The 26,995-nt window shown below is 55.7% G+C and carries 26 protein-coding genes and 1 tRNA gene; 12 read left to right on the top strand and 15 right to left on the bottom strand.

From position 1 onward, the window contains the following. Nucleotides 1-85: 85 nt before the first annotated feature. Genes ACKVOS_RS10365 through pyrE form a run of 7 tightly spaced genes read right to left on the bottom strand, consistent with a single transcriptional unit; the run spans nt 86 to nt 6,027 of the window. Nucleotides 86-1,912, bottom strand: coding sequence for an ABCB family ABC transporter ATP-binding protein/permease (locus ACKVOS_RS10365; RefSeq protein ID WP_409211939.1), 1,827 nt, complete (start codon nt 1,910-1,912; stop codon nt 86-88). A gap of 32 nt (nt 1,913-1,944) precedes the next feature. Then, nucleotides 1,945-2,169 (bottom strand): hypothetical protein, encoded by a 225-nt coding sequence (locus ACKVOS_RS10360; RefSeq protein ID WP_409211938.1) that lies wholly within the window; start codon nt 2,167-2,169, stop codon nt 1,945-1,947. Nucleotides 2,170-2,224: 55 nt separating this feature from the next. Then, nucleotides 2,225-3,349 (bottom strand): AI-2E family transporter, encoded by a 1,125-nt coding sequence (locus tag ACKVOS_RS10355; RefSeq protein WP_409211937.1) that lies wholly within the window; start codon nt 3,347-3,349, stop codon nt 2,225-2,227. Further along, nucleotides 3,346-4,302, bottom strand: coding sequence for a signal peptidase I (gene lepB, locus ACKVOS_RS10350; protein ID WP_409211936.1), 957 nt, complete (start codon nt 4,300-4,302; stop codon nt 3,346-3,348). Before lepB ends, ACKVOS_RS10355 begins: the two co-directional genes overlap by 4 nt. Beyond that, nucleotides 4,299-4,709: a holo-ACP synthase gene (gene acpS, locus ACKVOS_RS10345; protein WP_409211935.1), complete on the bottom strand. Its 411-nt coding sequence runs from the start codon at nt 4,707-4,709 to the stop codon at nt 4,299-4,301. Before acpS ends, lepB begins: the two co-directional genes overlap by 4 nt. Beyond that, the gene (locus ACKVOS_RS10340) at nt 4,706-5,446 is read right to left on the bottom strand and encodes a pyridoxine 5'-phosphate synthase (protein WP_409211934.1); all 741 of its coding nucleotides are present in this window, start codon (nt 5,444-5,446) and stop codon (nt 4,706-4,708) included. Before ACKVOS_RS10340 ends, acpS begins: the two co-directional genes overlap by 4 nt. Beyond that, nucleotides 5,443-6,027 carry an orotate phosphoribosyltransferase gene (gene pyrE, locus ACKVOS_RS10335; RefSeq protein WP_409211933.1) on the bottom strand — a complete coding sequence of 195 codons (585 nt, stop codon included), beginning with the start codon at nt 6,025-6,027 and terminating at the stop codon, nt 5,443-5,445. The genes ACKVOS_RS10340 and pyrE overlap by 4 nt, the downstream gene beginning before the upstream one ends. Before the next feature lie 228 nt (nt 6,028-6,255). On the opposite strand from pyrE, the gene coxB reads away from it, so the two are divergent. From coxB to ACKVOS_RS10290, 9 genes are all read left to right on the top strand, one after another. Beyond that, the gene (coxB, locus tag ACKVOS_RS10330; RefSeq protein ID WP_409211932.1) at nt 6,256-7,317 is read left to right on the top strand and encodes a cytochrome c oxidase subunit II; all 1,062 of its coding nucleotides are present in this window, start codon (nt 6,256-6,258) and stop codon (nt 7,315-7,317) included. A gap of 12 nt (nt 7,318-7,329) precedes the next feature. Then, the gene (ctaD, locus tag ACKVOS_RS10325; RefSeq protein WP_409211931.1) at nt 7,330-8,997 is read left to right on the top strand and encodes a cytochrome c oxidase subunit I; all 1,668 of its coding nucleotides are present in this window, start codon (nt 7,330-7,332) and stop codon (nt 8,995-8,997) included. 70 nt (nt 8,998-9,067) lie between these two features. Continuing rightward, nucleotides 9,068-9,976, top strand: a complete 909-nt coding sequence (locus ACKVOS_RS10320; protein ID WP_409211930.1) for a heme o synthase — start codon at nt 9,068-9,070, stop codon at nt 9,974-9,976. Beyond that, complete coding sequence (locus tag ACKVOS_RS10315) at nt 9,973-10,128, top strand: hypothetical protein (protein ID WP_409211929.1); 156 nt, start codon at nt 9,973-9,975, stop codon at nt 10,126-10,128. The genes ACKVOS_RS10320 and ACKVOS_RS10315 overlap by 4 nt, the downstream gene beginning before the upstream one ends. Next, nucleotides 10,128-10,694 (top strand): cytochrome c oxidase assembly protein, encoded by a 567-nt coding sequence (locus tag ACKVOS_RS10310; protein WP_409211928.1) that lies wholly within the window; start codon nt 10,128-10,130, stop codon nt 10,692-10,694. Before ACKVOS_RS10315 ends, ACKVOS_RS10310 begins: the two co-directional genes overlap by 1 nt. 37 nt (nt 10,695-10,731) lie before the next feature. Continuing rightward, nucleotides 10,732-11,619 carry a cytochrome c oxidase subunit 3 gene (locus ACKVOS_RS10305; RefSeq protein ID WP_409211927.1) on the top strand — a complete coding sequence of 296 codons (888 nt, stop codon included), beginning with the start codon at nt 10,732-10,734 and terminating at the stop codon, nt 11,617-11,619. Between the two features lie 9 nt (nt 11,620-11,628). Then, nucleotides 11,629-12,015, top strand: coding sequence for a DUF983 domain-containing protein (locus ACKVOS_RS10300; RefSeq protein WP_409211926.1), 387 nt, complete (start codon nt 11,629-11,631; stop codon nt 12,013-12,015). Then, nucleotides 12,012-12,590, top strand: coding sequence for an SURF1 family cytochrome oxidase biogenesis protein (locus tag ACKVOS_RS10295; protein ID WP_409211925.1), 579 nt, complete (start codon nt 12,012-12,014; stop codon nt 12,588-12,590). Before ACKVOS_RS10300 ends, ACKVOS_RS10295 begins: the two co-directional genes overlap by 4 nt. Then, nucleotides 12,587-13,342 carry a sulfite exporter TauE/SafE family protein gene (locus ACKVOS_RS10290; protein WP_409211924.1) on the top strand — a complete coding sequence of 252 codons (756 nt, stop codon included), beginning with the start codon at nt 12,587-12,589 and terminating at the stop codon, nt 13,340-13,342. Before ACKVOS_RS10295 ends, ACKVOS_RS10290 begins: the two co-directional genes overlap by 4 nt. Nucleotides 13,343-13,354: 12 nt before the next feature. Here ACKVOS_RS10290 and infC read toward each other — a convergent pair whose 3' ends face one another. Then, a complete protein-coding gene (gene infC, locus ACKVOS_RS10285; protein WP_158901707.1) occupies nt 13,355-13,873 on the bottom strand; it encodes a translation initiation factor IF-3 in 519 nt (172 codons plus the stop codon). On the opposite strand from infC, the gene ACKVOS_RS10280 reads away from it, so the two are divergent. Beyond that, entirely contained in the window at nt 13,872-14,222 is a 351-nt protein-coding gene (locus ACKVOS_RS10280; RefSeq protein WP_409211923.1) for a hypothetical protein, read from the top strand. The genes infC and ACKVOS_RS10280 overlap by 2 nt on opposite strands. Before the next feature lie 56 nt (nt 14,223-14,278). Next, complete coding sequence (locus tag ACKVOS_RS10275) at nt 14,279-14,638, top strand: hypothetical protein (RefSeq protein WP_409211922.1); 360 nt, start codon at nt 14,279-14,281, stop codon at nt 14,636-14,638. A 74-nt stretch (nt 14,639-14,712) separates the two neighbouring features. Here ACKVOS_RS10275 and ACKVOS_RS10270 read toward each other — a convergent pair whose 3' ends face one another. From ACKVOS_RS10270 to ACKVOS_RS10240, 7 genes are all read right to left on the bottom strand, one after another. Continuing rightward, the gene (locus tag ACKVOS_RS10270) at nt 14,713-16,770 is read right to left on the bottom strand and encodes a protein-disulfide reductase DsbD family protein (protein ID WP_409211921.1); all 2,058 of its coding nucleotides are present in this window, start codon (nt 16,768-16,770) and stop codon (nt 14,713-14,715) included. Between the two features lie 69 nt (nt 16,771-16,839). Next, on the bottom strand, nt 16,840-19,650 hold the full coding sequence (locus ACKVOS_RS10265) for a valine--tRNA ligase (RefSeq protein ID WP_409211920.1): 2,811 nt from the start codon (nt 19,648-19,650) through the stop codon (nt 16,840-16,842). A gap of 75 nt (nt 19,651-19,725) precedes the next feature. Further along, on the bottom strand, nt 19,726-21,777 hold the full coding sequence (locus ACKVOS_RS10260; protein ID WP_409211919.1) for an alpha/beta fold hydrolase: 2,052 nt from the start codon (nt 21,775-21,777) through the stop codon (nt 19,726-19,728). Between the two features lie 375 nt (nt 21,778-22,152). Further along, nucleotides 22,153-23,490 (bottom strand): amidohydrolase family protein, encoded by a 1,338-nt coding sequence (locus tag ACKVOS_RS10255; RefSeq protein ID WP_409211918.1) that lies wholly within the window; start codon nt 23,488-23,490, stop codon nt 22,153-22,155. Further along, nucleotides 23,490-23,924, bottom strand: coding sequence for a DUF2497 domain-containing protein (locus ACKVOS_RS10250; RefSeq protein ID WP_409211917.1), 435 nt, complete (start codon nt 23,922-23,924; stop codon nt 23,490-23,492). Before ACKVOS_RS10250 ends, ACKVOS_RS10255 begins: the two co-directional genes overlap by 1 nt. A gap of 27 nt (nt 23,925-23,951) precedes the next feature. Next, complete coding sequence (locus ACKVOS_RS10245; RefSeq protein WP_409211916.1) at nt 23,952-25,397, bottom strand: TolC family outer membrane protein; 1,446 nt, start codon at nt 25,395-25,397, stop codon at nt 23,952-23,954. Nucleotides 25,398-25,411: 14 nt separating this feature from the next. Next, nucleotides 25,412-25,996, bottom strand: a complete 585-nt coding sequence (locus tag ACKVOS_RS10240) for a protein-L-isoaspartate O-methyltransferase family protein (RefSeq protein ID WP_409211915.1) — start codon at nt 25,994-25,996, stop codon at nt 25,412-25,414. A gap of 263 nt (nt 25,997-26,259) precedes the next feature. On the opposite strand from ACKVOS_RS10240, the gene ACKVOS_RS10235 reads away from it, so the two are divergent. After that, a tRNA-Cys gene (locus ACKVOS_RS10235) sits at nt 26,260-26,333 on the top strand. Nucleotides 26,334-26,995 lie beyond the last annotated feature (662 nt).

The raw sequence follows: 26,995 nt of genomic DNA, 5'->3' as shown, positions 1-26,995 counted from the left end.
CTTCAAAAGGCGGTTGTAAAGAGGAAAAGTGTCCCGAAACGGTACAGAAACGCAGACACGACACAAATAAAGTGTCCGCTATCGCTTAGTTTACTTCCACTTCAAAGGCTTGTGCGTCGCTTTCGTTCTGCTGCCGGGACCACATTTCTGCGTATAGACCTTCCTTGGCCAACAGCTCGGCATGGGTTCCCTGCTCGGCGACTTCGCCTGCCTCCAATACCAGAATGCGGTCTGCATCGACGATGGTTGATAGCCTGTGGGCAATAATGATCGTTGTCCGGCGTTCGGAGATCCGGTCGAGCGTCGACTGGATCTCTGCTTCGGTTCGGCTATCGAGTGCGCTTGTCGCTTCGTCCAGAATCAGGATTGGCGGATTTTTCAGCAGCGTTCGGGCAATGGCCACCCGTTGCTTTTCGCCACCTGATAGTTTCAACCCGCGCTCGCCAACCTTGGCGTCATAACCTTCGGGCAGGGACGTGATGAAATTGTGGATTGCCGCACCGCGCGCGGCGTCCTCGATTGCCATCTGGTCCGCACCTTCGCGGCCATAACCGATGTTATAGCCGATGGTATCGTTGAACAATACCGTGTCCTGCGGCACGATGCCGATTTGGGATCGCAAGGAACTTTGCGCGATGTGCCGGATATCTTGCCCATCAATCAAGATGCGTCCACCTGTGACATCGTAAAATCGATAGATCAGTCGCGCGATGGTCGATTTACCGGCACCCGAAGGTCCGACAACAGCAAGCCGCCCACCCGGAGGAATTTCAAAGCTGATGCCTTTCAGGATCGCACGGTTTTCATCATAGCCGAACTTCACATTTTCGAAGGCGAGGGCGCCGCCTCTGACAACAAGCGCCGGTGCGCCTGGTACGTCGACAATTTCGGGTTCGGTATCTATCAGATCGAACATTGCCGCCATATCGGTCAAGCCTTGGCGGATGGTGCGATACACCATGCCCAGCATGTCGAGCGGACGGAACAGCTGCGCCAATAAGGTATTGACGGTCACGACATGGCCGGTCGTAAACTGCCCCTGTGACCATCCCCAGACGACATAGCCCATTGCGCCTGCCATCATCAGGTTGGTGATCAATGATTGCCCGACATTGAGAATTGCCAGCGAATTTTCAGATTTGACAGCCGCGTCCGACCATTGGCTGACGACTTGGTTGTAACGGGTGGCTTCGCGCTTTTCGGCGTTGAAATATTTTACCGTTTCATAATTGAGCAGGCTGTCGACCGATTTGGCGACGGTTTGGGTATCCAGCTCATTCATTTCTTCGCGCAATTTGTTGCGCCAATTGGTAATAATGGCGGTAAAGCTGATATAGGCGACGACCATGATCCAGGTTGCGGCAACGATGCTCCAACCAAATTCGATCTGAAAATAGACGGATACCAACACCAGTTCGAGCACCGTTGGTGCGATATTGAACAGCAGGAAATAGAGCATGATATCAATGCTCTTGGTGCCGCGCTCTATGACCTTGGTCACGGCACCTGTGCGCCTGTTCATATGGAACCGCATCGACAAATTATGCAAATGGCCAAAGACATTTTCTGCAAGACGGCGGGTTGCATCCTGCCCCACCCGTTCGAATACGACATTACGCAAATTGTCGAACAGGACACCGCCAAAGCGCGCGCCGGCATAAGCCGCGACAAGTGCAATGGCGATGGCGACACCGCCTTCCATGCCCGGAACCATCCGGTCCACCGCTTGCCCATAGAGCCACGCCATGCTGAGCTGGATCAGCTTCGACAGCACAACAAGCAGGAGCGCGCAAACTATCCGGACCCGAAGGCCGAATTGGTCCTTTGGCCACAGATATGGCAAAAAGCGCCGCATTACGGCAAAATCGACACGGCTATCAATTGGGGTTTCTAAAGGCGGCACTTGCGCCATATAGGCAAGCGGCGTACAATAACAAAGGGTGTTTAGGTCTTGCCCGTGAGCAACATCCAAGTCGCAATGGCGTTCATTCCAGTATAAGCGAGATAGAATAAGCTTACCAACACCGAGCCTTCATTGGCCAGCCACAACGCACCAATCAACAAGGCCAGTTCGATCGCATAACTTCCGTAAGGCCCCAGAAATCGACCGAAATAGCGTTTGGTATCTTCAACAAATGGGTGCCGGGATTCGATGACAGCCTTGTGCATCGCAAAATTGGCTACGCCCAGGAGAAAGGAGAATATCAACAACATTTCTGGTGCGTCATGGACCCGTGTTGTGGGATCGCGCTTCGTTCCGTTCCGACTGACGCTCCAGCGCTACTTTTATCATCGCGATGATAGGATCGGCGAGCGCGAGGCCCAATATGCCAAATAATGCACCAAACAGGATTTGCGCGCCTAGGACGAGTGCTGGTGCCAAATCGACGGCGCGTTTCGCAACCATGGGAACGATCAGATATCCGTCGACCATCTGCACAACAAAATATACAAAAACTGCATATAGCCCAACATCAACTCCGGCAGAAAATCCGACGAGAATGATAAGCGCGCCCGATACAATCGCGCCAATGTTGGGCAGGAATGCGAGTAAGCCGGTTAATATACCCAGCAAAGCGGCCATAGGGACGCCGCCAAGGCTGAGCAATATCCATGTGCCAAAGCCTTCGACCGCCATGCCGAGCAGGCGACCGGCCATAAGACGGCGGAGCACATGGCCGATTTTTTCTGCAGTGCCGTAAAAATGGGTTCGTTCGGCCAAAGGCAGCATCCATGCAACGCCGCGTTCATACATCCGCGGTTCGGCGGCGATAAAGATAGCCAGAACGAGCATCATCGCCATATTGGTTACCGTACCGACGACCGAAGAAACGGCTGCTGTAACGCGTCCGACCGAATTCAGGATCTGCGAACCGAAGCCTTTGACATCATCGGCCGAGATGTTGAAACCAGAGGCGGCGATCTGGTTGCCGAATGTTTCGACCTGCGCTTCGATGATCGCCTGCAAGCTGGCGGCCTGCGCGGCGAGCTCGGAACCTGTGAAGACAAAGGTCCAGTAAATAAAGCCAAATACTGCCAGCACCACAATCGTCAAACGAAAGCCACGCGGAATGGGAAGGATTCTGCCCAAAAGGCGGGCGCCCCCGTCGAACATGGCGGCCAGCACAAGTCCTCCGATAATCAGCAATATCGGCTGCGCCAGCCAGATCAGCGCCACCACAAATGTTGCCATGCCGATCCAGACCGCTGCTTTTTTCAGTTCGCTGCGGATGATGGGATCGTAAAACTCGGTTGGTCCTACCTCTTCACGAAATATATCCGCAACTGGTTCAGCCTGTTTCCGGGAAACACGCGCCTTACGGGGCTTCGCGGCCGCGACATCATTCATTCGCTCTTCCCTTTGGGCGCGCTCATCTTTTTGGGCCGCAGACTGGTACCTGCACGATCACCGCGCAACGAACTGAACCATGTTGCAGGGTTTAATCCCGTGCTGCCGTCGACCGAGAAGGTAATGATTTCGGCCCTTCCACCCAAGCGGTCCCACGATACCGGTCCACCCAAGCCACCCAGTTCGGAGGCGACGCGGCTGTCTGAGCTATTGTCGCGGTTATCCCCCATCAGGAAAACATGACCCGCCGGAATTTTGACGGGTTCCATGTCGTCTGTGTCACGCCGGCGAGCGTCGATGGTGTCATATTGCACGCCATTCGGCAGGGTTTCACGGATGATGGGGAGATGGCACGTCAATTTGCCATCCGCGTCGCGGTTCAAAGCGCCCGGAAAGTCATAGTCATTGCAGGGGCTGTTTGCATCGACCGAAAGTATCAGATTGGGCTGTGTTTCTTGCTTTACCGGTTTGCCGTTCAGAAATATCTGCCCCTCGCGCAGTTCGATCACATCGCCGGGCAGTCCGATAACGCGCTTGATCCAATCCTGGTATTTGCCTTTTGGCGTGAGAATTACGATGTCACCACGTTCCGGTAATTTCCCCCACACCCGCGTTTCGCTTTCGGGTAACGGCACGGCAAGCGCCTCAACTTCTTCGCGCAGCACCAGCCAGCGATAGATCGCCACCGGATTCGGAATGGTTGGTGAAACATGGCTCCAGCCATAGGGATATTTCGACACAAATAGTCGGTCGCCCACCAGCAATGTGGGCATCATCGAGATGGAAGGAATGTAAAATGGCTTGGCGATAAAGCTGTGAAACGCGAGCACTGCCAACAAAAGCCAAAACATGCCCTTGATTTCGGCCCAAGCCGACGCCGCCCAACTGCGTTTTTCCGGCGCTTCTGCCGGTGGAGGGGAAGGGTTGCTGTTTTCCGTGGTCAAACTTGTCATATCTTTTGTGCTGGAAGCGCCTCAATAATTACAAATGCCTGCGCCCATGGATGATCGTCGGTGAGCGTTAGATGAATATGCGCTTCATAGCCCGAAGGAATCATCGCGTCGAGCCGCGCTTTTGCACCGCCTGTCAGAGCCAAGCCGGGGGCACCCGAGGGAGCATTCACAACCCCGATATCCTTCATGAAGACGCCACGTTTGAACCCTGTGCCGACGGCCTTGCTGAAGGCTTCTTTGGCGGCAAAGCGTTTGGCATAAGTGCCGGCGCGGGTGAATGGGCGCTTCGCAGCTTTGGCGCGTTCTTTTTCGGTGAACACGCGGTTTTCGAACCGTTCGCCGAACCGCTCCAGCGATTTCGCAATACGATCGATATTGCACAAGTCAGAACCAAGACCGATAATCAACGCGCCATATCCATCAACATGCGCATTTTACGCACACTTTCCTCAAGCCCGATGAAAATGGCTTCACCGATCAGATAATGGCCGATATTTAATTCTGCGATCTGCGGGATCGCAGCTACCGGCTGGACATTATCAAACGTCAGGCCGTGACCGGCATGCGGTTCTATTCCGTTTTTGGCCGCCAGCGCAGCTGCATCCGAAATGCGACGAAGCTCCGTTTCGGCACCTTCATGGTCGCCGTCGAGCAAAAGATGGGCGTATTTGCCGGTATGAAATTCGACGACAGGCGCCTTGAGCCGGATGGCGGCTTCAATTTGACGCGCATCTGGTTCGATAAACAGGCTCACCCTGATATTTGCATCTGCCAATTGGGAAACAATCGGGGCAAGCTGGTTGTGCAAACCTGCGGCATCCAACCCACCTTCTGTCGTCCGCTCTTTGCGTTTTTCAGGGACGATACAGGCGGCATGCGGCCGGTGGCGAAGCGCGATTGCCAGCATTTCTTCGGTTGCGGCCATTTCAAGGTTTAGCGGAAGATTGGTTGCCGCCATAATCCGTTCGATATCCGCATCGCGAATATGGCGCCTGTCTTCACGCAAATGGGCCGTAATGCCGTCGCCTCCGACATGGGCGATTATTTCGGCAGCGCGGACAGGGTCCGGATGATCGCCACCGCGTGCGTTACGGATGGTCGCGACATGATCGATGTTGACCCCAAGGCGAAGCCGCGTGGTCATTCCGCGACCCGGCTTCCCGGCTTGATCGCAGCTATTGCCGCAAGTTCGGCAGGAATATCTTCCGGGGCATAGGTTGGGAAACTCAACTCGATAAGTGGAAAGAAGGGAACGCCGATTTCAGCAGTTCCTGCCGAACGGTCAACAACCGCGCCAGCGGCGATGACCACACCGCCTGCCTCTTCAATAGCTCTTATCGCCTCTTTTGAAGACAGGCCGGTTGTCACGACATCTTCCATCATCAGAATTTTGGTGCCCGGTTCAATCGAAAAACCGCGCCGCAGGCTGAAGACACCATCGGGCCGTTCGACGAACATGGCGTCAACGCCCAAAGCACGGCCCATTTCATGCCCGATGATGATTCCGCCCATGGCTGGTGAAATCACCGCCTTGATTTCATTTCTGATCTCGCGCGGTATTTTTTGGGCAATCGCCAGTGCAATACGCGAAGCACGATCGGGGTTCATCAGCAATCGCGCGCATTGCAAATAATGCGCGCTGTGCCGACCCGACGAGAGCAAAAAATGCCCCTCTAGCAATGCTTCGACGTTACGGAATTCTGATAAAATTTCATCTTCGGTCATATCGGGAAAAACTGTCCTCGTGGAATTATGTTGTTATTTGCAACTTATGTCTAGCGGATTGCAACGCAAATAGGTGGAAACACGCGGCAAATAAATGCTAAAAATCTGCAATCGACAGCTTGAGGCTTCCGACAAGCGCGCCTATAGGTCGCGCGAGTCCGGCAGGCTTAAGCCAAGTCGGAACCGCGCGATGTTCCTGCGCCGCACCAAGAATACGGGGCCAAGTTGATGAATATGTTGAAGAAAATTCTGATTGTCCTTGCTGCGATGACAATGCCGTCATTGGGCACGGCACAGGCGGCGAATCCCGCGCCTGCGCCCCTTACCAAGGAAATTGCAGCACCAGTTGTTGCCAATCCTGCTGCAGCGGCTCCAGAGGCTGCCGCGACGGACAAGGCAGTTGCGCCGAAATCCATGGATGGTTCATTGCCGGGTTACACGCCCATGAAACCAACCCAGGGTATCGGGATGCCGAAACCCAAGGAAATCGATTTTCAGGAACAATTCAGCGATAATGGCCAATATGCAAAGTGGATAAACAATGCCATTTTGCTTCCGATCATTACAATAATCTCGCTTTTCGTTCTCGGATTGCTGCTTTGGGTGATTGTCCGGTTCAACCGCCGTGCCAATCCAGTTCCATCCAAAACAACGCACAATACCTTTATCGAAATCGTCTGGACGCTGGTTCCTGTGCTCATTCTGTTGGGCATTGCCTATCCTTCGCTCGATCTGCTCGCAAAGCAGTTCAAGCCTGCGCCGGCTGAGGCCGTGACCGTGAAGGTTACCGGCTATCAATGGTATTGGGGCTACACTTATCCCGACCATGGCGGTTTCGAAGTCGTTTCCAATATGCTCAAGGAAAAGGGCGACGTTGCCGCAGGCGAGCGCTTCCGCACTGACAATGATGGTCCTGGCCAGCTTGCTGTCGACAATCGCATGGTTGTACCTGCAGGTGTTCCGTTGCGGATCCAGACGACGGCTGCCGATGTTATTCACGCATTCGCTGTGCCGTCATTATGGTTCAAGCTCGATGCCGTACCGGGCCGTTTGAACGAGAAATCACTGACGATTACAAAGCCGGGTGTTTATTTCGGCCAATGTTCCGAGCTTTGCGGCGCGCGCCATGGTTTCATGCCCATCGCTGTCGAGGCATTGCCGCCCGAGAAATTCGCGGCATGGGTCAAAGCGCAAGGCGGCAAAATGCCCGGCGACGTGTCTGCTGAAGCTGCCCCTGCGGCCGCACCTGCTCCAACCACTGCTGCGCCTGCCGCAGCTGCAACCAAGTAAAAGGCCAGACTGATGACAAGCATTGCTGCTACGGGCGCCGACCTTCACGCACATGACCATCATGATGCGGATCACAAGCCAGCATTTTTTGCGCGCTGGTTCATGTCCACCAACCATAAAGATATCGGTACACTCTACCTGATCTTCGCTATCTTTGCGGGGATAATCGGCGGGGCGATATCCGGGTTGATGCGTCTCGAACTCGCAGAACCCGGCATTCAGTATCTGCAAAGCTGGGCATCGATGATGGCCGGCAAAGAAGCTTCGATGGACGAAGCTTACCATATGTGGAACGTGCTGATTACCGCGCATGGCCTGATCATGGTGTTTTTCATGGTCATGCCCGCGATCATTGGCGGTTTCGGCAACTGGTTTGTACCGTTGATGATCGGTGCGCCTGATATGGCGTTTCCGCGTATGAACAATATCAGCTTCTGGCTGACTGTGGTGGCATTCATCATGTTACTTGGTTCAAGCTTTGTGCCGGGCGGTACGGGTCTGGGGGCCGGGACAGGCTGGACGGTGTATGCGCCGCTTTCGACCTCGGGTTCCGTTGGTCCGGCGGTCGACATGGCGATCTTCTCGCTTCACCTTGCCGGTGCTGCGTCGATTTTGGGTGCTATCAATTTTATCACCACCATTTTCAACATGCGCGCGCCGGGAATGACCCTTCACAAAATGCCGCTGTTCGTATGGTCGGTGCTGGTCACTGCATTCCTGCTTCTTCTGGCATTGCCGGTATTGGCCGCTGCTATCACCATGTTGCTGGTTGACCGTAACTTTGGCGGTGCATTTTTTGATGCCGCGGCTGGCGGAGATCCTGTTCTGTATCAGCATCTTTTCTGGTTCTTCGGCCATCCCGAAGTGTATATTATGATCTTGCCGGGCTTTGGCATCATCAGCCAGATCGTTGCAACTTTCAGCCGCAAGCCTGTGTTTGGTTATCTTGGCATGGCATATGCGATGGTCGCCATTGGCGTTGTCGGTTTCGTAGTATGGGCGCACCACATGTTCACCACGGGCATGAGCGTTGATATGAAGATGTATTTTACGGCAGCGACCATGGTTATTGCGGTGCCAACCGGCATCAAGATATTCAGCTGGATCGCAACCATGTGGGGCGGTTCGGTCAGCTTCAAAACCCCGATGGTTTGGGCAATGGGCTTCATTTTCATGTTCACTGTGGGTGGCGTAACGGGCGTTGTGTTGGCCAATGGCGGTCTGGATGACAATTTGCACGACACATATTATGTGGTTGCCCACTTCCATTATGTGCTGTCGCTAGGCGCGGTATTCTCGCTCTTTGCCGGCTTCTATTACTGGTTTGCGAAAATGTCGGGTCGTCATCTCAACGAGTTTTTGGGACACCTGCACTTCTGGATTTTCTTTATCGGTGTGAACGTACTGTTCTTCCCGATGCACTTTCTGGGCAATTCGGGTATGCCGCGTCGTTACCCCGACTATCCAGAGGCGTTTGCCTATTGGAACGGCGTGGCGTCGATGGGATATGCGATCATGGGCGTGGGCGTGATTATCTTCTTCATCAACGTTTTCTGGTCGTTGGCCGCTGGCCGTCGTGCCGAGGAAAATTACTGGGGTGAAGGCGCGACCACGCTTGAATGGACGCTTACCAGCCCTCCACCTTATCACCAGTTTGAAACCCTTCCGGTCATTAAGTAACGGCCAACCTCCTCGTTTCCTCCTTCCTTGAAATTCAGGACTGAAATTCAAGGAAGGGGGCAGGAAACACATGATGACGACTGCAACGCGTAATATATCCTTGCCAGCGGAATGGCGCGATTTCTGGGCGTTAACCAAGCCTCGGGTCATGTCACTCGTTGTGTTTACTGCGCTGTGCGGTCTTTTGGCGGCACCTGGTCACATTCATCCGGTTATCGGTTTTACCGCAATTTTGTGTATCGCCCTTGGCGCCGGGGCGTGCGGCGCCCTTAACCAGTGGTACGAAGCCGACGTAGATGCCAAAATGGCGCGGACATCAAAGCGTCCCTTGCCTGCGGGTCGGATGGACCGGGAAGCTGCCCTGCATTTCGGTGTTGGGCTTGCGGCATTTTCGGTCGGGATCATGGGCGTGGCCGTGAATTGGCTTTCGGCTGGATTGCTTGCTTTTTCCATTTTCTTCTATGCAGTCGTATATACGGTTTGGCTCAAGCCCAACACACCCCAAAATATCGTCATCGGCGGTGCTGCTGGCGCATTCCCGCCTGTCATCGGCTGGGCGGCCGTAACAGGCGATGTGACCTTGCTTCCGGCTTTGCTTTTTTCGATCATCTTCCTTTGGACGCCACCCCATTTTTGGGCGTTGGCTCTGTTTATGAAGACCGATTATGGGGCCGCAGGAATTCCGATGTTGCCCAATGTCGCGGGGCAGCGGGTGACGCGGAATCAGATTTTTGCATATTGTTTTCCAATGGCAGCAACGGCGATTGCGCCGTTTGCGTTGGGGGAAACCGGCTGGCTTTACGGCATGGCCGCAATATTGTTGAATGTGATTTTTCTGGCACTTGCCTTCCAGGTTTGGCGCAACGAAGCCGTTGATGCCGCATCCATGAAGCCGGAAAAGAGATTGTTTGCTTTCTCGATCCTGTATCTATTTCTGCTTTTCGCGATTTTTGCTTTTGACCGGATGATGTTTGTATGACGCTGCCTGAAAGCAATGGATTCTCTGAAGAAGAAACGCGCATTATCCGTCAGCGGCAGGCCGCCAGGTCGCGCATTATGGGTGTCGTTCTGGTGGCATTATGTGTCCTCTTTTTTATGATAACGGTCGCGAAAATCGGGGTTTGGGGCTGATGGCAGTATCAAATCTTCGCGTGGGCATGATGGCCGGCGCTCTTGCCGTTTCGATGGTGGGCGTTGGCTTTGCAGCCGTGCCTTTGTACCGGATTTTCTGTGAGGTTACCGGCTTTGGCGGAACCACGATGCGTGTGGACGCAGCGCAGGCGGCAACGGTCGTTGCCACGAATAAAACCATAGTCATCCGTTTCGACGCCAATCAACGCAACGGTCTGCCTTGGGAGTTCAAGCCCGAACGTCCAACCGACACCATTTCTATCGGTGCGAAAGACATGTCGATTTTTATCGCCAAAAATCTTTCAAACGAGGTGGTAACGGGAACAGCCACGTTTAATGTATCTCCTGCTCTTGCCGGCAAATATTTTAACAAGATCCAATGCTTCTGTTTTACCGAACAGAAGCTTCAGCCGGGTCAACAAGTGCGAATGCCGGTGCTTTATTATGTAGATCCAAAGATCATGACCGACCCGGAAACCAAAGATATCGAAGAAATTACGCTTAGCTATACTTTCTATCCCGTCGAAAATCCAAAGACAGTGGACCCGACGGGCAAGGGAAGCTAAGAGCAATCAAAACGCGTTAGACTACAGGGAATTGACAATGGCCGGTGCCAAGAACCACGATTATCATATTTTACCTCCAAGCATTACGCCGATTCTCGGTTCATTTTCGGCGCTGACCATGTTTTTTGGTTTGGTGATGTGGATGCATCCCGAACAGTTCGGTTATGGCAGTCTGGTTTTCGGGCTTGGTTTCCTAGGTGTTTTGTACACGTTTTTCACCTGGTGGTCTGATGTAATCAATGAAGCACATGCTGGAGATCACACACCTGTAGTGCAGCTGCATTTGCGCTATGGTATGATTATGTTCATCGCTTCAGAAGTGATGTTCTTTGTCGGCTGGTTCTGGGCCTGGTTCGACTTCTCTCTTTTTCCGGCCCCGCTTGAGCTCGTAAAAGACGCAGAAACGCATGCTTTCACGGTCTCTAATCTGATCGGTCAAGAAGGCGCAGCCGCATTGCTTCAATGGCCACCTAAAGGTCTTGAAGTGCTCGACGCTATGAAATTACCGTTGCTGAACACAATGATTTTGCTGTGCTCGGGTACCACGGTAACATGGGCGCATCACTCTTTGATTCATGGCGATCGCGAAGGTTTGCAAAAGGGCCTGTGGCTGACTATTCTTCTTGGCCTGCTGTTCAGCGCTATCCAGGCTTATGAATATTCAGTTGCCCCATTCCCGTTTGGTGGACTCAATTATGGCACCGCCTTTTACATGGCGACCGGTTTCCACGGTTTCCACGTTGTCGTCGGCACAATCTTCCTGATTGTTTGCCTTGTGCGTTCGTACAAAGGACATTTCACGCCGCAACAGCATTTCGGTTTTGAAGCCGCAGCCTGGTATTGGCATTTTGTGGACGTTGTATGGCTGTTCCTTTTCATCGCAATCTACATTTGGGGAGGATGGGGCGCACCCGTCCACGCATAAGGCATATTGGTGCCTGATTTACAAAAACCAGAAGGGCAGCCGGGCATCGCCAAGGCTGCCCTTTTTGGGCTTTGCCCTCAATGCGGAGCAAAAACCCTGTTTGCCGGCCCAGCGCGTTTTTCTGACCGCTGTTCCGCCTGTAATTTAGATTTTTCCCGCTTCAACGTCGGTGACGGCCCGGCTGCGCTTTTGACGTTGGTCATCGGCGCGTTGATCATCATATTTGCCGTGATCCTCGATTCCGCAGTGCGCCCACCTTTTTGGGTTCATGCAGTAGTCTGGGTTCCCATCACGATCGCGATGACCGTCTATGCATTGCGCGTGTCCAAAGGCGCCCTGTTGGCGGCCGAACATTATAACCGGGCGCATGAAGCGGGACGGGATGACGTCCAATGAAATGGCCGGTGGTTCCATCAATTTTGGTCTCTGCTGCTGTGGTCACCATGATCGGATTGGGGGTTTGGCAACTTCAGCGCAGAGAGCAGAAGGAGCTGCTTCTCGCGCGCTATGAAGCAGCCGTCGATTTGAAGCCCGTCACATGGCCTGCAGTTCCGGATAAGGCGAACCTCCCCTTATTTCGAAAATCCACACTGATGTGTATCAAGGCTGTGCGCATTGAATCGGTGTCCGGAACTAACCGTGAAGGAAAGGCCGGATTTGCGCATGTAGCGTCCTGCTCGACCGGCGGCGCGGAGGGTCCTGGCGCAAAGGTGGCCATTGGTTGGTCTGAACGGCCTGAATCCCCCAAATGGGATGGTGGACCGGTAAATGGAGTTATTGCGCCGGATAATGTGCAACTGATCAAACTCGTCGTAACGGATAAGGTCGAAGGTCTGGACCAACTCTCATTACCTTCGCCAGAACATATCCCCAACAACCATCTGCTTTACGCCATCCAATGGTTCATCTTTGCGACAGCTGCCGCGGTCATTTATGTTTTGGCGCTGCGTAAGCGCATGCAATCGGCTTGAGCCTTCCGGCAGACGTTACTTTCTACCTAGTCGCCTCCGCCGCAGTCATCTTGGTGGGTCTGGCGAAAGGTGGATTTGCCGGCTTGGGTGCGGCGGCGATTCCTCTGCTGGCTCTTGTCATGGATCCCGTATCGGCTGCAGGCATGTTGCTGCCCATATTGATGGCGCAAGATATTGTCAGCCTATGGGCTTTTCGCAGGAGCTTTGACGCACGCACTTTGAAACTTACCTTGCCAGGGGCAGTCTGCGGTATCTTTCTAGGTTGGTGGTTTGCGGCGGTTGTGAATGCGGACGCTGTGCGAGGATTGGTCGGCGTCATCGCGCTCGCCTTCGGGACGTATAGGCTATCCCCGCAAATCAGCCGACTTGCACAAATGAAAGGATCTGCGCCTGAATGGGTCGGTACCCTCATGGGTGGTGTATCCGGATTTACCAGCCAGATCGCGCATGCGGGCGGGCCTCCATTTCAGATTTGGGCATTGTCTCGCAACTTCCCCCATTTGGTTTTTGTCGGGACATCGTCGATATTCTTTGCGATCATCAACTGGATGAAGGTCCCGGCCTATGCCGCGCTGGGTCAATTCAATAGCCAGAATATGACGTTGACCGCACTATTCATGCCTCTCGCACTGGCCAGTACCTTTGCCGGGGTCTGGTTGGTAAAAAGGGTATCGCCTGCCCGGTTCAACGCGATCATCAACCTGTTGATGATCGGCGTTGGACTAGAACTGATCCGGCAAGCCGTCTGGTGACAGCGCGGCCGATTATTTCGGTGAAAGCACCATCAGCATCTGGCGACCTTCCATCCGGGGATGGGCCTCGATCTTTGCGGTTTCGGCCGTATCGGCCTGAACACGCTGCAAAAGCTGCATCCCCAACTGTTGGTGGGCCAACTCACGGCCACGGAAACGGAGCGTTATCTTGACCTTGTCGCCCTCTTCGATGAATTCCGCCACCTTCTTCATCTTCACCATATAGTCATGGTCGTCGATGTTCGGACGCATCTTGATCTCTTTGATTTCCTGCGTCTTTTGGCTCTTGCGGGCAAGGTTGGCCTTTTTCTGGGCCTCATATTTGAACTTGCCGATGTCGAGGAATTTACAAACAGGCGGATCAGCGTTCGGAGAAACTTCGACCAGATCAAGGCCAACTTCAGCTGCTTGTGCTATCGCTTCTCGGGTATACAACACCCCAAGATTTTCACCGTCATCATCAATGACGCGTACTTTTTCTGCGGTGATCAAATTGTTGTAGCGCGGTCCACTTTTAACAGGTGGGGTCATGGCGCGCCGGGTAGGCGGGGTTGCGATAGTGGATACTCCTGAAGTTATGAATCCGATACCAATACAGCCAATTGCCACGCAAATAAAGGGCTTAGGCTGTTTATGTGCAGAATTGTCGCATAATGTGGCCGTACCGCAACGTCTTAAGCCTCTTCCCTATCACAGACTGGCAGCCAATCCGATGATTCGCCAAGCCACCGGTTTTGGTGCTGATCGCAGCCATTTTAACCAATTGGATAAAAATTATTCAGAAGTGCTTTCAGCGCGATACACCTTGTTGGGAAATAACCGACCTTCGTTCACTTTACGTGCAGGTAAATTGATGTATATTTCCTCACAAAGTTGCTAGATGCGGTATTATTGTTGTTAAAATCTGGCATATAATTTCTCTAGATTGGACCAAAAATGAGTTTCTCCTCCACTGGTTCGCTTTCGAGCGTGCCAAATGGGCGGATCATTGACTTCGACATCGCTGAATTGCGTAAATTGCCTTTTCAAGACAGCCTGTATCTCTGGGTAAGGGGGAAACTCCCGGGAACTGGTTTCGAAGCCCGATTGGCCCCCCGTATATATCAGGAACAGCCCGATTATTGGGGTATCGAAGTGGCGATCGTCCACACGCGTTCTGCGAACGATAGCGAGCCTATGGCCGACGCTCTTGTTTTCGAACGATCTGTCCCCTTGACCGGTATAACGGGTATCAAAGGGATAACCGTGATCGGCGCCAATCAGGTCAAGCGCATCGACATTGCCCGCGAGTCCTAACCGGGTCGCAACTCGAAGGCATGGGTGGGGGCAAATATGTACATGATTTGCCCCCATTCCCAGAGATTCGGCCGTCATTGTGTCAGTTCCAGCATCGTATCCACCGTCAAAATCTGCGGCAAAACTATCGCCTCGCTCTTGGCTGGGAAATAGAGGTAAAGCGGTACGCCTGATCGTCCATATTGCGACAGAAACCGGGCGATTTCCGGATCGCGGCGCGTATAATCGCCCATGAGCGTAACGACACCGGCTTTTTCAAAGGCTGCGACAGTTTCGTCGCGGTTGATGGCAGTTGCCTCATTCACTTTACATGTAACGCACCAATCGGCGGTAAAATACAGAAAGACAGGTCGATTACCGGCGCGGTAGACAGCCAGTTTTTCGAGGGAGAAGCGTTCGGGATCAAGCTTGCTACCCGAATCGGCAATCGCTGTGGGAACATCAAGCTTTCCGATAGCCAGCACGCCTGACACACATATAAAGCCTGCCAATCCGATAATAGCATAAGTTGAAATCTTGTACCGGGAAATCGCAACGATACCGGTCACCAAAAAGGCAACGCCAACACCGCCGATCAGATATCCGGCCATGCCCAGCAATTGCGCCAGTAACCATAGCAATGCAAAAGTGGTCAGCGCCATGGGCACTGCCATCCATTTGCGGAACTTTTCCATCCACGCCCCGGGTTTGGGCATCATGGCGCGCACCGCGGGGATGAAAGCAATCAAGAGAAAAGGCAACGCAAGGCCAAAGCCTAGCCCCGCAAAGATAAGCAGCGCCTGACCAAAGGGAAGCAACAACGCCGCCCCGATCGCTGCCGCCATAAATGGTCCTGTGCAAGGTGTCGCCACAACCGCCGCCAAAACGCCGGTCCAGAACGAACCTGATATGCCATTTTGACGGGTAAGGTTATCGCCCAGCCCAATATTGCTTAAATTAAACAGGCCCGACAGGTTCGCGGTAATTGCCGTCATCAACAGCAACAGCAAGAATATTATATTTGGGTCCTGCAATTGGAATGCCCAACCAACTTCTTCGCCCGCGGCGCGCAAGGCCAACATTGTGGCACCCAAAGCAAGACAGCTCAAAACGATACCTGCTGTGTACGCAAGCGCATCTTTCCGCGCACGCCATTCATCGCCGCCCGATTTGGCGATGGCTATGGCCTTCAATCCCAAAATGGGGAAAACGCACGGCATCAGATTCAATATCAATCCGCCAAGAACAGACAGGCCCAATATCCAGAAAAGATTTCCTGACACAGCGGAATTCGGAGCGGTAGACGTATCGCCGAACACAGAAACCGCTGTTCCACCCGAAGGTACAGATCCTGGAGAGGCGCTTACGATCAACCCCTGTGCATCCCCGAAGCGAAGCACGCCGCCAATCGGGCCAGATCCCCGTTTGTCAATTTCGCCCGAAACTATAAGCCAATTGCCCGTCCGCCGGGCAGACTGTTTCGCGGCGTACCGGAACATATTTTCTGTCATGGGAAAGAACCACACGTCTTTGACATCGGCGCTTTGGGGGAAAGCTATCGCCAGAGAAATTTCTGTGCCGTTGATGGCATAAACCGCCTGCCGATCCAATGGCACGGGGAGGGCCGCGCGCCACATATCGAACTTTTCGCGCTGCGCTTCGGGGATATCTCCGCCGCGTAACGTCAAAGGGACAACAAAGCTGCCGCCTTCGGGAACACAGATTTCATCGGAGCAGGCAGACCATCGGGCATCGACTTTTAAATCGACTTTTTGACTCGGCTGAAGCTTGGGAGGCAGTTTGATGTCCACCAAAAAGGCATGCTTTTGCCGGTAAATATGGTTCATAAACCCGCCTATGACCAGCGTTTCCGGCACCGGCGCGCGGATAGGACCGGCGCTGACGCCTTCGGGCAACGTCCATTCAAGTTCGAGCGGCGTTCCGGCATCGCCGGGGTTAAGCCAATAATCATGCCAGCCCGGTTTTGGGTCCATGATGATGGCGACCGTTACGGTGTCGCCGGGGGCAGGCGTAGTCGTCTCTGCCTCGATTGTGGCCCGCACATTCTGCGGTGCCCCGGGCAATTGGGCGTGGACCGGTTCCAACAGAAACAGCCCAACACATAAAAATAAAAAAGCCGACAATTTCATCATGATTGACTTACCCGACTCGGGGGCCGGTAGGACAGTATTTTATTTGGTCTTATCCAGCCAAAGCGGTCGTTACCCCAACCGCTTGAGTGCTGCCGTAAGACGTTCCGCCTCGGCCGTCTTTTCGGCGAGGTCGGCGCGGGCTTTTTCGACGGCTTCGGGTTTGGCTCTTTCTACGAAAGAAGCGTTTGACAGACGGCCGGAAAGGGCCGCAGCTTCTTTGGTAGCGGCCTCGATTGCCTTGGTGATGCGTGCCCGTTCGGCGTCGAGATCGATCACCCCTTCGAGCGGGAGGACGAAGGTCGCTTCGTCTACTACAAGCTGGATCGAGCCGCCTTCAGGGGCATCGCCAGCGCCGATATTTTCTAAACGGGCGAGCCTTGCAATGACCGGCTTTTGGTTGGCAATGCGGGCCAATGTCGCAGGTGCCGCATCGCGGACAAAGGCATCCATCTTTCCACCCGGAGCAATGCCCAGTTCGTTCTTCGTGGTCCGCACTTCGCCAACCAGACGGATCAGCCATTCGACCTCCGCCTTGGCTTCGGCATCGACTTCGGCTTTGGGCTCCGGCCATTTGGCGTGGATCAGGTCATAGGCGCGTGGCGCTGCCGGATCGGCGAGCGCGTGCCATAATTCTTCGGTCACAAAGGGCATGAAAGGATGCAGCATCACCAATATCTGGTCGAGCACCCAACCTGCCACCTTTTGCGATTCCGCATCCATATCCTGCTTTTCGCCATCGACGAACGCAGGCTTGATAAGCTCCAGATACCAGTCGCAAAACTGGTCCCAGACGAAATGGTAGATGGCATCGGCCATTCCGTCGAAACGGAATTCGGCAAAAGCCTTGTTCAGCTTTTCAACAGTGTCGACGACTTCACCGATAATCCAGCGGTTGACGGCAAGCTCCGCCTTGGGCGCGCTGATGCTGTGTGATCCGCCGATGCCGTTTGATTGCGCAAAGCGGGCGGCGTTCCACAGCTTGGTTGCAAAATTGCGGTATCCGGCAACGCGGCTTTCATCCATCTTGATGTCGCGACCCTGGCTTTCCATCGCCGCCATGAAGAAGCGCAGCGCATCGGCACCATATTGGTCAATCAAGCCCAGCGGATCGACGGTATTACCCTTCGACTTCGACATCTTGCTGCCGTCGGCGGCGCGGACGAGGCCGTGGAGATAGAGCGTCTTCCAAGGCACTGATTCTTCCAGTGGTCGGCGTCCGCCTTCGCCCATGAAGTGGATGCCCTGCATCGCCATCCGCGCATCCCAGAAAAACAGGATGTCAAAGCCGGAGACGAGAACGTCATTGGGGTAATGGCGCGACAACAAATCCTCCCCGGTACGGGGAGGGGGACCAGCCGCAGGCTGGTGGAGGGGGTTTTCCGCATCGAGCGACGCCTTTGGTTGCGCCCCCCCTCCGTCAGCCGTTCCGGCTGCCACCTCCCCGTTTCGGGGAGGATTTTCCTCAGGCCAGCCCAAGGTGCCGAACGGCCAGAGCGCGGAGGAGAACCATGTGTCGAGCACGTCGGGGTCGCGGGTCAGGGCCACGCCTTCACCCGCAAGCGCCTGTGCCCCTGCTTCATCTTCGGCGACATAGCATTTGCCGTCGCCGTCAAACCATGCCGGTATCTGATGCCCCCACCAAAGCTGGCGCGAGACGCACCATGGCTGGATATTCTCCATCCAGTTGAAATAGGTTTTTTCCCATGATTTGGGGACGATATCGATGGCCCCGCTGCGCACCGCCTCGATGGCGGGCTTGGCGAGTGTTTCGGCGTCGACATACCATTGATCGGTCAGCCAGGGTTCTATTACCTGCGCGCTGCGGTCGCCAAAGGGGGTCTGGATGATGCGGTCTTCGATCCGTTCGAGCAGGCCAGCCGCCTCGATCGCTTCGACCACTTTCTTGCGGGCGTCGAACCGGTCCATGCCGAGATAATCGGCGGGGATCAGTCCGTCGGCGGTCTGCACAACCTTTGCTTCCGCATCGAGCATGTTGAGCATTTCGCTCGCCTTGAATCCGGCGCGCTTGCCAACTTCGAAATCGTTGAAATCATGTCCCGGGGTAATCTTCACCGCGCCGGAACCCAGTTCAGGGTCGGCATGTTCATCGGTGACAATCGGGATCAGGCGGCCGGTAATGGGCAGCCTTACATTCTTGCCGACCAGATGCGCGTAGCGTTCATCTGACGGGTTCACGGCGACCGCCATATCGGCCAGCATTGTTTCGGGGCGCGTGGTGGCGACCGAGATAAAGCCGCTGCCGTCCTCGAGCGGATATTTGAAGTGCCAGAATTTGCCGTTGATCTCGCGCGTCTCGACCTCAAGGTCGGAGATCGCCGTTTTTAGACCGGGGTCCCAGTTGACCAGCCGCTTGTCGCGGTAGAGCAGGCCCTGATTATAGAGGTCGACAAACACCTTGATGACGGCCTTGCTGAAGCCTTCGTCCATGGTGAAGCGTTCATTTTCCCAGTCCATCGAACAGCCGAGGCGGCGCAGCTGGCCGGTTATCTCGCCGCCGCTTTCCTCTTTCCATTCCCAGACCTTGGCGACAAATTCGTCGCGGGTGAAATCGGTGCGTTTTTGCTGCTTTTGCGCCATCTGGCGTTCAACCACCATCTGGGTGGCGATGCCGGCATGGTCGGTGCCCACGACCCACAAGGCATCCTTGCCCTGCAGACGGGCGTGGCGGATCAAGATATCCTGCAAGGTGTTGTCGAGCGCATGGCCGATATGCAGGCTGCCCGTCACATTGGGTGGCGGGTTGACGATCGTATAGGGTTCCGCATTCGGGCGTTCAGGGCGGAACGCGCCGGTCGATTCCCAATGGGCATACCATTTCGCCTCAATCGCGGCGGGGTCAAATGTCTTGTCGATAGTCATGCCGCTGCCTTTGCCAGCGCAGGCGCGATTGGGCAAGGTTTTCAAACAGGCGGCGTGACAGTCCCGAGCCCGGGCTTATTTGCTACCCTTCAGATGCTTATCCACCCATTTGAAAACGGTCTGGTGCCACTGGATCGAATTTTTGGGTTTCAATATCCAGTGGTTCTCGTCCGGGAAGACGAGCAGTTTCGATTCCACGCCCTGCTGCTGCAAGGCGGTGAAGGCGGCGAGGCTTTGCGAATAGGGGATGCGGTAATCCTTTTCGCCATGGATCACGAGCGTCGGGGTTTTCCATTTGGCGACATGGTTGACCGGATTCCACTTCTCGGCATCGGTCCGCGTCGTCCAAGGTCCGCCATTGTCCCACTGGTCGAACCATAGTTCTTCGGTTTCATAGGCCATGGCGCGCAAGTCGAAAATACCGGCATGGTTGACGAGGCATTTGAACCGGTCGGGCCAGTTGCCCGCAATCCAGTTCATCATATAGCCGCCATAGGATCCGCCGAGCGCGCAGGCATTGGCGGTATCAAGCTGGCTGTCGATCTTGCCGACGGCGGCCATGCCCTTCTGCAGATCCTCCAGCGGCCAGCCGCCCCAATTCTTGTTGATGCTGTCCGTGAATTTCTGGCCGTATCCGGTGCTCCCGTGGAAATCGATCGTGACCACGGCATAGCCCTGTGACGCCATGACGGCGGGGTTCCAGCGGTAGGACCAATTATTGTTGAACGTCCCTTGCGGCCCGCCATGCACGAGCAGCAGCACGGGCAGCTTACCGGCCGCATTTTGCGGTTTGACGATCTGGCCGAACACCTGCTCGCCATTGGCACCGGCGAAATCGAACTTCTGGTAATTGACCGGATCAACGGCCGAAAGCGTGTCGGCATTGACATTGGTCAGCCGTGTGGTCTTGCCCTTGGCGTCCATGAGGACAAGGTCGGATGGTCCGGCGATGCTGTTGATCGCATAGACCACGCCGCCATTTTTCAACGGCACAACCTCGGCGATATTGCCGCGTTCGGTCAGGCGAGTGACCTTGCCCTTCAGGTCGACGCGGTAAAGCGGGGTTTCGAGCGTGTCCTGCGCGGTGACAAGCAGGCTCTTGCTGTCGGCGGCCCATGCGAGCGAGCCGACGGAACGGTCCCATGCGTCGGTCAGCGCGGTGACCTTACCGCTTTTCAGATCCATCAGCTTGACGACCAGCCGGTCGGCTTCATAGGTGGCGCGGGCCATTGACGTCCATGCCAGCCATTTGCCGTCGGGCGATGCGGCGGGGGTGGTGTCGGTTCCGGCATTGTCGGCGGTCAGGTTGACCACTTCCTTTGATTTCAGCGACGCGCCGTAAATATCGAGATTGGTGGATTTGGCCTCATTGGCGTCGGCCTTGCGCAACGCGAAGGCAATGCCGTTGCTGTCGGCGGCCCAACTGACCTCTTCTGCTCCGCCAAAAGGTTTGGACGGGGCATCGCCGACCAGACTGCCGTCCATGGCCTCGCCCAATGTCCCAAGCTTGCCGTCGGCACCCAGCACCACGGTGAAGATGCGGCTGTAATTGCCCGGCGTTTCCCATGCGTCCCAGTGGCGGACCATCAGCTGGTCATATTCGCGGCCCGTGCCGGGGCCTGGCTTCGACGTGTCGCCATCCTTTTCGCAGCCAAATTCCATGCAGTCCCGTGCGATATCGCCCCAGACCGCGAATTTCTTGCCATCGGGCGAAATCTTGAAACCGCTGACGTCGGTTTTGAAATTGCTCGCTTGGGCGGATGTGCCGCTGGCGAGGTCATAGCGCCAGATCTGGTCCGACCCGCCCTCGTTGCTGATGTAGAATATGCTCTTGCCGTCGGGGGCAAAGGCGGGGTCATGCTCGTTCTTGTCGGGCTTGGAAGCGAACAGCACGGGCTGCGCATTGGGGGTGCCGAGCTTGATCAGATACAGATCGGTCCTGCCCTTGTTCGCGTCCAGATCCGTTTCGCGCACCTGATAGGCAACCATATTGCCATCGGGCGACGCAGTGGCCCCTGAAAGCCGCTTCATCGTGGCGAGATCGGTCTCCGTCATCGGACGGGCGAAGGCGGGGGCGGAAAGGGCGGTGGCGCCAATGAGGGCGGCGATCAGAAGGGGTTTTTTCATGGACGCCAAGCTAGTCAACACGATGGGCGCGCGCAAGAAAATTACCTTACCCATAGCGATGCTATGTTTACATAAATGCAACTACTTTGTCTACTATATCAATTGAGTTTTAACCATTTCTCCCTATTTGGGCGGCATAACAAAAAATATAGGATGCCTTCGATTGGACGACCCGGCCAAATTCTTGGCTGTGCGGCACAGAAGAAGGAATGATACATGCAGAAACTCGCCAGCTTTATCGGCGCAATTGCGCTGAGCAGCCTGCTTTTCTCCGTCACTATGGTGTAACGGGAATATGGTTTTGAAAACAGACAGACGGGCGGGGGCTTTCCCCGCCCTTTTGTTTATGGGCAGCAGGGGAGCGCGGCGGTCGGCCTATTTGACCTGCACCCCGTCCTTTACAACATGCGCCACATTTTCAAGTACGCGGATGTCGGTCAGCGCATCGCCCTTTACGGCGACCAGATCGGCGGTGTAGCCGGGGGTGATGCTGCCCAGATGATCCTCCTTGCCCAGCAATTCCGCGGCGCGGATTGTGGCGGACTGGATGGCCTGCATCGGGGTCATGCCATAACGGACCATATAGGCGAACTGCCGTCCGTTCAGGCCGTGGGGATAAACACCGCTGTCGGTGCCATAGGCGATCTTGACGCCCATCTTCACCGCCTTGGTAAAGCCTTCGCGCTGGACATCCGTCGTCTCGCGATTCTTGCGGAGATATTCCTCGGGCCAGCGTTCTTTGGTGCCGATATCGTTGATATAGTCGCCATTATAGATATCCATGACCAGCCAGGTCCCCGCCTTCTTCGCCATGGCCAGCGCCTCGTCATCTAACAGGCTGGCATGCTCGATAGAGCGGACACCGGCGCGGATCGCGTTCTTGATGCCTATGGCACCATGCGCGTGGGCGGTGACGAAAATGTCGGTGGGCAGCACCGGCACGATCAGCATGTCGGCAGGCGCATTGCGCATCGGCCGCGCCGGTCCCTTGCCCTTGCCCGCCTCAACCACGGCGCGCAGTTGCGCTTCGGTCATTTCCGGTTCGCCGGGCTCAGTCCCCATGGCCAGCACCGCGCCGGTGGCGATGGTCTTGATAAAGTCCGCACCGTTCGCGATCAGAAATTCGGTCTTCGCCTTGGCTTCCTCCGGCGTGCTCGCCACGCCCAGCCGCATGTCGGCGGGAAGCTGTTCATTAGGAATAACGCCGTTCAACTCCCCCCCGCCCTTGGGAATGGTGATATAGGCCCCGGCAACGAACATGCGTGGCCCCGGCACAAGTCCCTTATTAATTGCGTTGCGCAAGACAACATCGGTCAGACCGCGATAAGTCCCGACATCGCGCACCGTCGTAAAGCCAGCCTCCAGCGTCAGCCGCGCATTATGCGCCCCAATCAGCGCGGTTTCCTCGCGCGATGTGTTGAGCGGCAGGGCAAGGTCGGCATTCTGCCCCGCATCGGCCAGATGCGTGTGCAGGTCCATCAGGCCGGGAAGGACCGTCAGGCCGGACCAGTCGATCCGGCGGGCATCCTTGGGCGTTGTACCGCACGGGGCGACGGATTCGATCCAGTGACGCACAATATGGATGCACTGGCCTGTACGGACAGTTCCGGCGGTCACATCGATTAGCCGTCCGGCTTCGATATAAAGTTGTTCGGCAAGGACCGGCGCAGGGCTAAGCGCCAGTGAAAGCGCCAGAAGCCGTGCGCCGCGCATCAGCCCTTTTTGGTGATGCGGTTAATCTCGCGCTCGACCATCGCTTCGACAATCGGGGGCAGGTTGGTGTCGAGCCAATCTTTCAGCATCGGCCGCAGCAGGTCACGGGTCAGGCCCTCAAGCGAGGTTTCGCCCGAGCGCACGATCTGCGGCGCAACGCCGGGTTCGGAAAGTGTTTGCAGCGCGGAGAAGCTGTGGCGCAGGCTGCGTGCCTTGCTGTCATCGAGCAGGACTTCTTCCGATTCGGCGGCCGCGTCGATTTCCGAATCCGCTGCCGTTTCGGTCAGTTCAAGAATTTCATTTTCATCGACCGTTTGCGCGTCCTTGGGCGTGCGCTTCGCCGACAGGGGGCGCGCGCGGTCATCATCTGCAATTATGCGTTTTATCGACGACAAAATCTCATCCATTGATGGCTCATTCCGGCCTTCGGCCATAGTTAAAGCTCCCCATAGCTTTGTTTTTTACTTCCTCATTTGGGTCGGAAGCGGCTCTATTTCTGCTTTTTGTGCTGGCGTGTCAACGGTGCGCGTTGATTTTGTCGTCGGGTCGGGCCGCGTGGACAGGTCGTTCCACGCATTGTCGACTTTTTCATATTCGGCAACGGGATCATACAGGACGCCACCTTCAAGGCCCAGATCGCGTGCTTCCGCACGGCCCATTGCGGCCAAAAGGGTAAAGCCGGCGACATAGGCATTGCGCCGCGCCGTCACCAATTGCACCTTGCTGTTCAGCAATTCCTGTTCGGCGTTCAAAATGTCCAATATCGTGCGGTTGCCGACGCTGTTTTCCGCTCGTGTGCCTTCCAGCGACAGTTCGTTGGCCGACACCGCCCGTTCGGACGCGACAATAACGTCATTGGCCGCTTTCCAGCTGGCATAAGACGCGCGGGTCTGGGCAATCGCTTCACGTTCGGCGGCGATTTCCAGTTCCTGTGCCTGCCCCAAACGGGCCTGTGCCTGCCGGATTTGCGCCGCAGGTTGCCCGCCCTGATACAATGGGATCGTCGCCCGCACCCCGGCCTGCGCCGTGAAAGATTTGTTGTCCGCCTGAAATCCCGGGATTCGCGAAGAAATAGAATTCAATGCGTTGCTATAGGCTGGCGATGTAAACACGCTGACGGTGGGCAGACGCGACGCATTGGCGGCCAGCCGGTCATAACCCGCGGCCTCGCGCGCCTCGCGCGCCGAAATCAGATCCGGATTATTATCCAGCGCCACGTCCACCGCATTATCGGGCGTCTCGGGCAAATTGGGCAATGGCGGCGGCGCGGCCAATTGGCCCGGTTCGCGCCCGACCAATTGGATATAGATCTCTTTGGACCGGATCAGGTTCGCCCGCGCCGATTCAAGATTGCCCGTCGCCAGCGCCAGACGGGCTTCGGATTGGGCCACATCGGTGCGGGTCAGGTCGCCGATTTCGAACCGGTCGCGAGTCGCCTCCAGATTGACGGAAAGCACGCCGACCTGCGCCCGATTGAGATCGACAATCGATTCGTCGCGGATCACGTCCATATATGCGCCAACCACGGCCGAAAAAATGGCGCTTTCGGTACCGCGCAGCCCGGCAAAGCCCGCCTCGACCCGGTTTTCGGCCGCACGCACGGCGTTGCGGATGCCGCCACCTGCATAAAGCGGTGCGGATATGGTCCCATTCACATTAAGCCCGCGCGCCTGCGTGACTGAAGAACCGCTGTCCTGCATGATATTTTCGAAATAGGTCGACTGGGCGCTGATATCGGGGCGGCCATTGGCTTTGGCAAGCGGCACGCCTTCGTTCGTGGCCTTTTGCCCTTCACGCGCGGCGGTCAGGCTGGGGTTGGTTTCATAGGCCGAAATCAACGCATCGCGCAACGTATCGGCCGATGCGGAAACGCTGAAAAACGCAGAACCAAGCAGGGATGCGATCAAAAAACGGCGAGAGGTCAAAATGTAAATTCCGGTTTGCGGGCAAAAGCGGCCAGTGGCGCGATTTCGCTGTCGATAAAGGGTTTCAGGGAAGTCCGCCCGTCATGGACGAAGCCTTTGGCCAGCCGCGTCACCGGACCTTCGGCCACACCGGTGACCAATGTCGCCCCTTCCGCCGCCAGGGCCAGCACCGCATCGGGCAGAATTTCGACCGCACCATCAATGATGATAACGTCAAACGGCGCTGCGTCCGCGGCGCTGTGTACCGCGTCAGGATCCACTAAGGTCACCGCGGCGACGTGTTGGCGCACCACGGCGGCAACATATCCGTCCTGCGCGCTGATCAGCAGAACGCGGGCGTCGGGCGCGATATCGGCCGATTGCAATAACAACGCGGTGGCCAATGGCGGGTTCAGGACGGCTCCGTCGCCCGTCGCAATGGCACGGTCATTGTAGCAAATATTGCGGTGGGACGCAGGGACATGGTCCTCGCGCGCGACGGCACCCATTGCGGCAAGGACCCACGCCTGCGTCACACCGTTGGTGCGAAGTTGCGATTCAACCATGGCACGTCGCATTTCTTCAAAACTCACAGATTCCATCGGGATTTTTCCATTACTTTCTGGGTCATGTGGCACAGCTGTGTTGCAAACACAATACAGCATAGGAATCCGTATCTAGCCAGCCAGACCGAAATCGCCAAGCGGGATTCAGACAAACGCGCGACAAGTCGATGCAAATGGCATTTTTTCCGTGTTTTGTGGCGGACAGGGCACAGATTGCCGGTTGATTTGATCCGCCCAAGCCGCTAGGGGCGCTCCTCCACCACATACAGCATCGCTGTATAAAGCATATGCTTTCCAGAGGCCCGATGGCGGAGTGGTGACGCAGAGGACTGCAAATCCTTGCACGCCGGTTCGATTCCGGCTCGGGCCTCCAATTTCCTACTATCGTTACACTGGAGCTGAAATCTCCATCACACCTGCCAACTAAAAAATCTCCGCGGGCTCTGCTAACTCCGCGCACTCTGCGTGAACCAAAAACGCGGCGCTAGAGGGTTCACGCAGAGTACGCGGAGTTCGCGGAGAAGGTGGCCATCACGTTGAGTTCTACTCCCCCGTCACACTGAACTTGTTTCAGGGTCCATCGCGCCGCACACCCTGTGCACGAATGCACACCGAACCGCACGTGGCCACTTGGCGTGCCACGATAAGGCAGGAAAGGTCTGATAAATGGACCCTGAACCAAGTTGTGCTCTGCACGCCTCGGGCTCCAGGGTGACGGCTATATTTAAAGCAGGGCTGAATCCCCCTCCCGCCTGCGGGAGGGGTTAGGGGAGGGTGCTTGTTGAAACTTTGCTTTGTGTTCCCAAAGAAACAGAATATTTCACGCAAAGACGCGAAGGTTTTTAAGAGGGCAGTCGAAAAAATCAAAGTCACTCAACCCAAATCGCGCGTGACATATTTTAGGGGCATCCGTCCTCTTGAAAATCTTTGCGCCTTTGCGTGAAACTATCCCCGGATAAGACCAAGACCAACGCCTCCATCACCCTCCCCCGGCCCCTCCCGCATGCGGGAGAGGGGATCGACCCAACAACACGC

The organism is Sphingorhabdus sp., from assembly GCF_046154385.1.
Classification (GTDB): Bacteria; Pseudomonadota; Alphaproteobacteria; order Sphingomonadales; family Sphingomonadaceae; genus Sphingorhabdus_B.
Note: the sequence above shows the minus strand (reverse complement) of the source record. Positions and strands in the feature narration are given on the sequence as shown.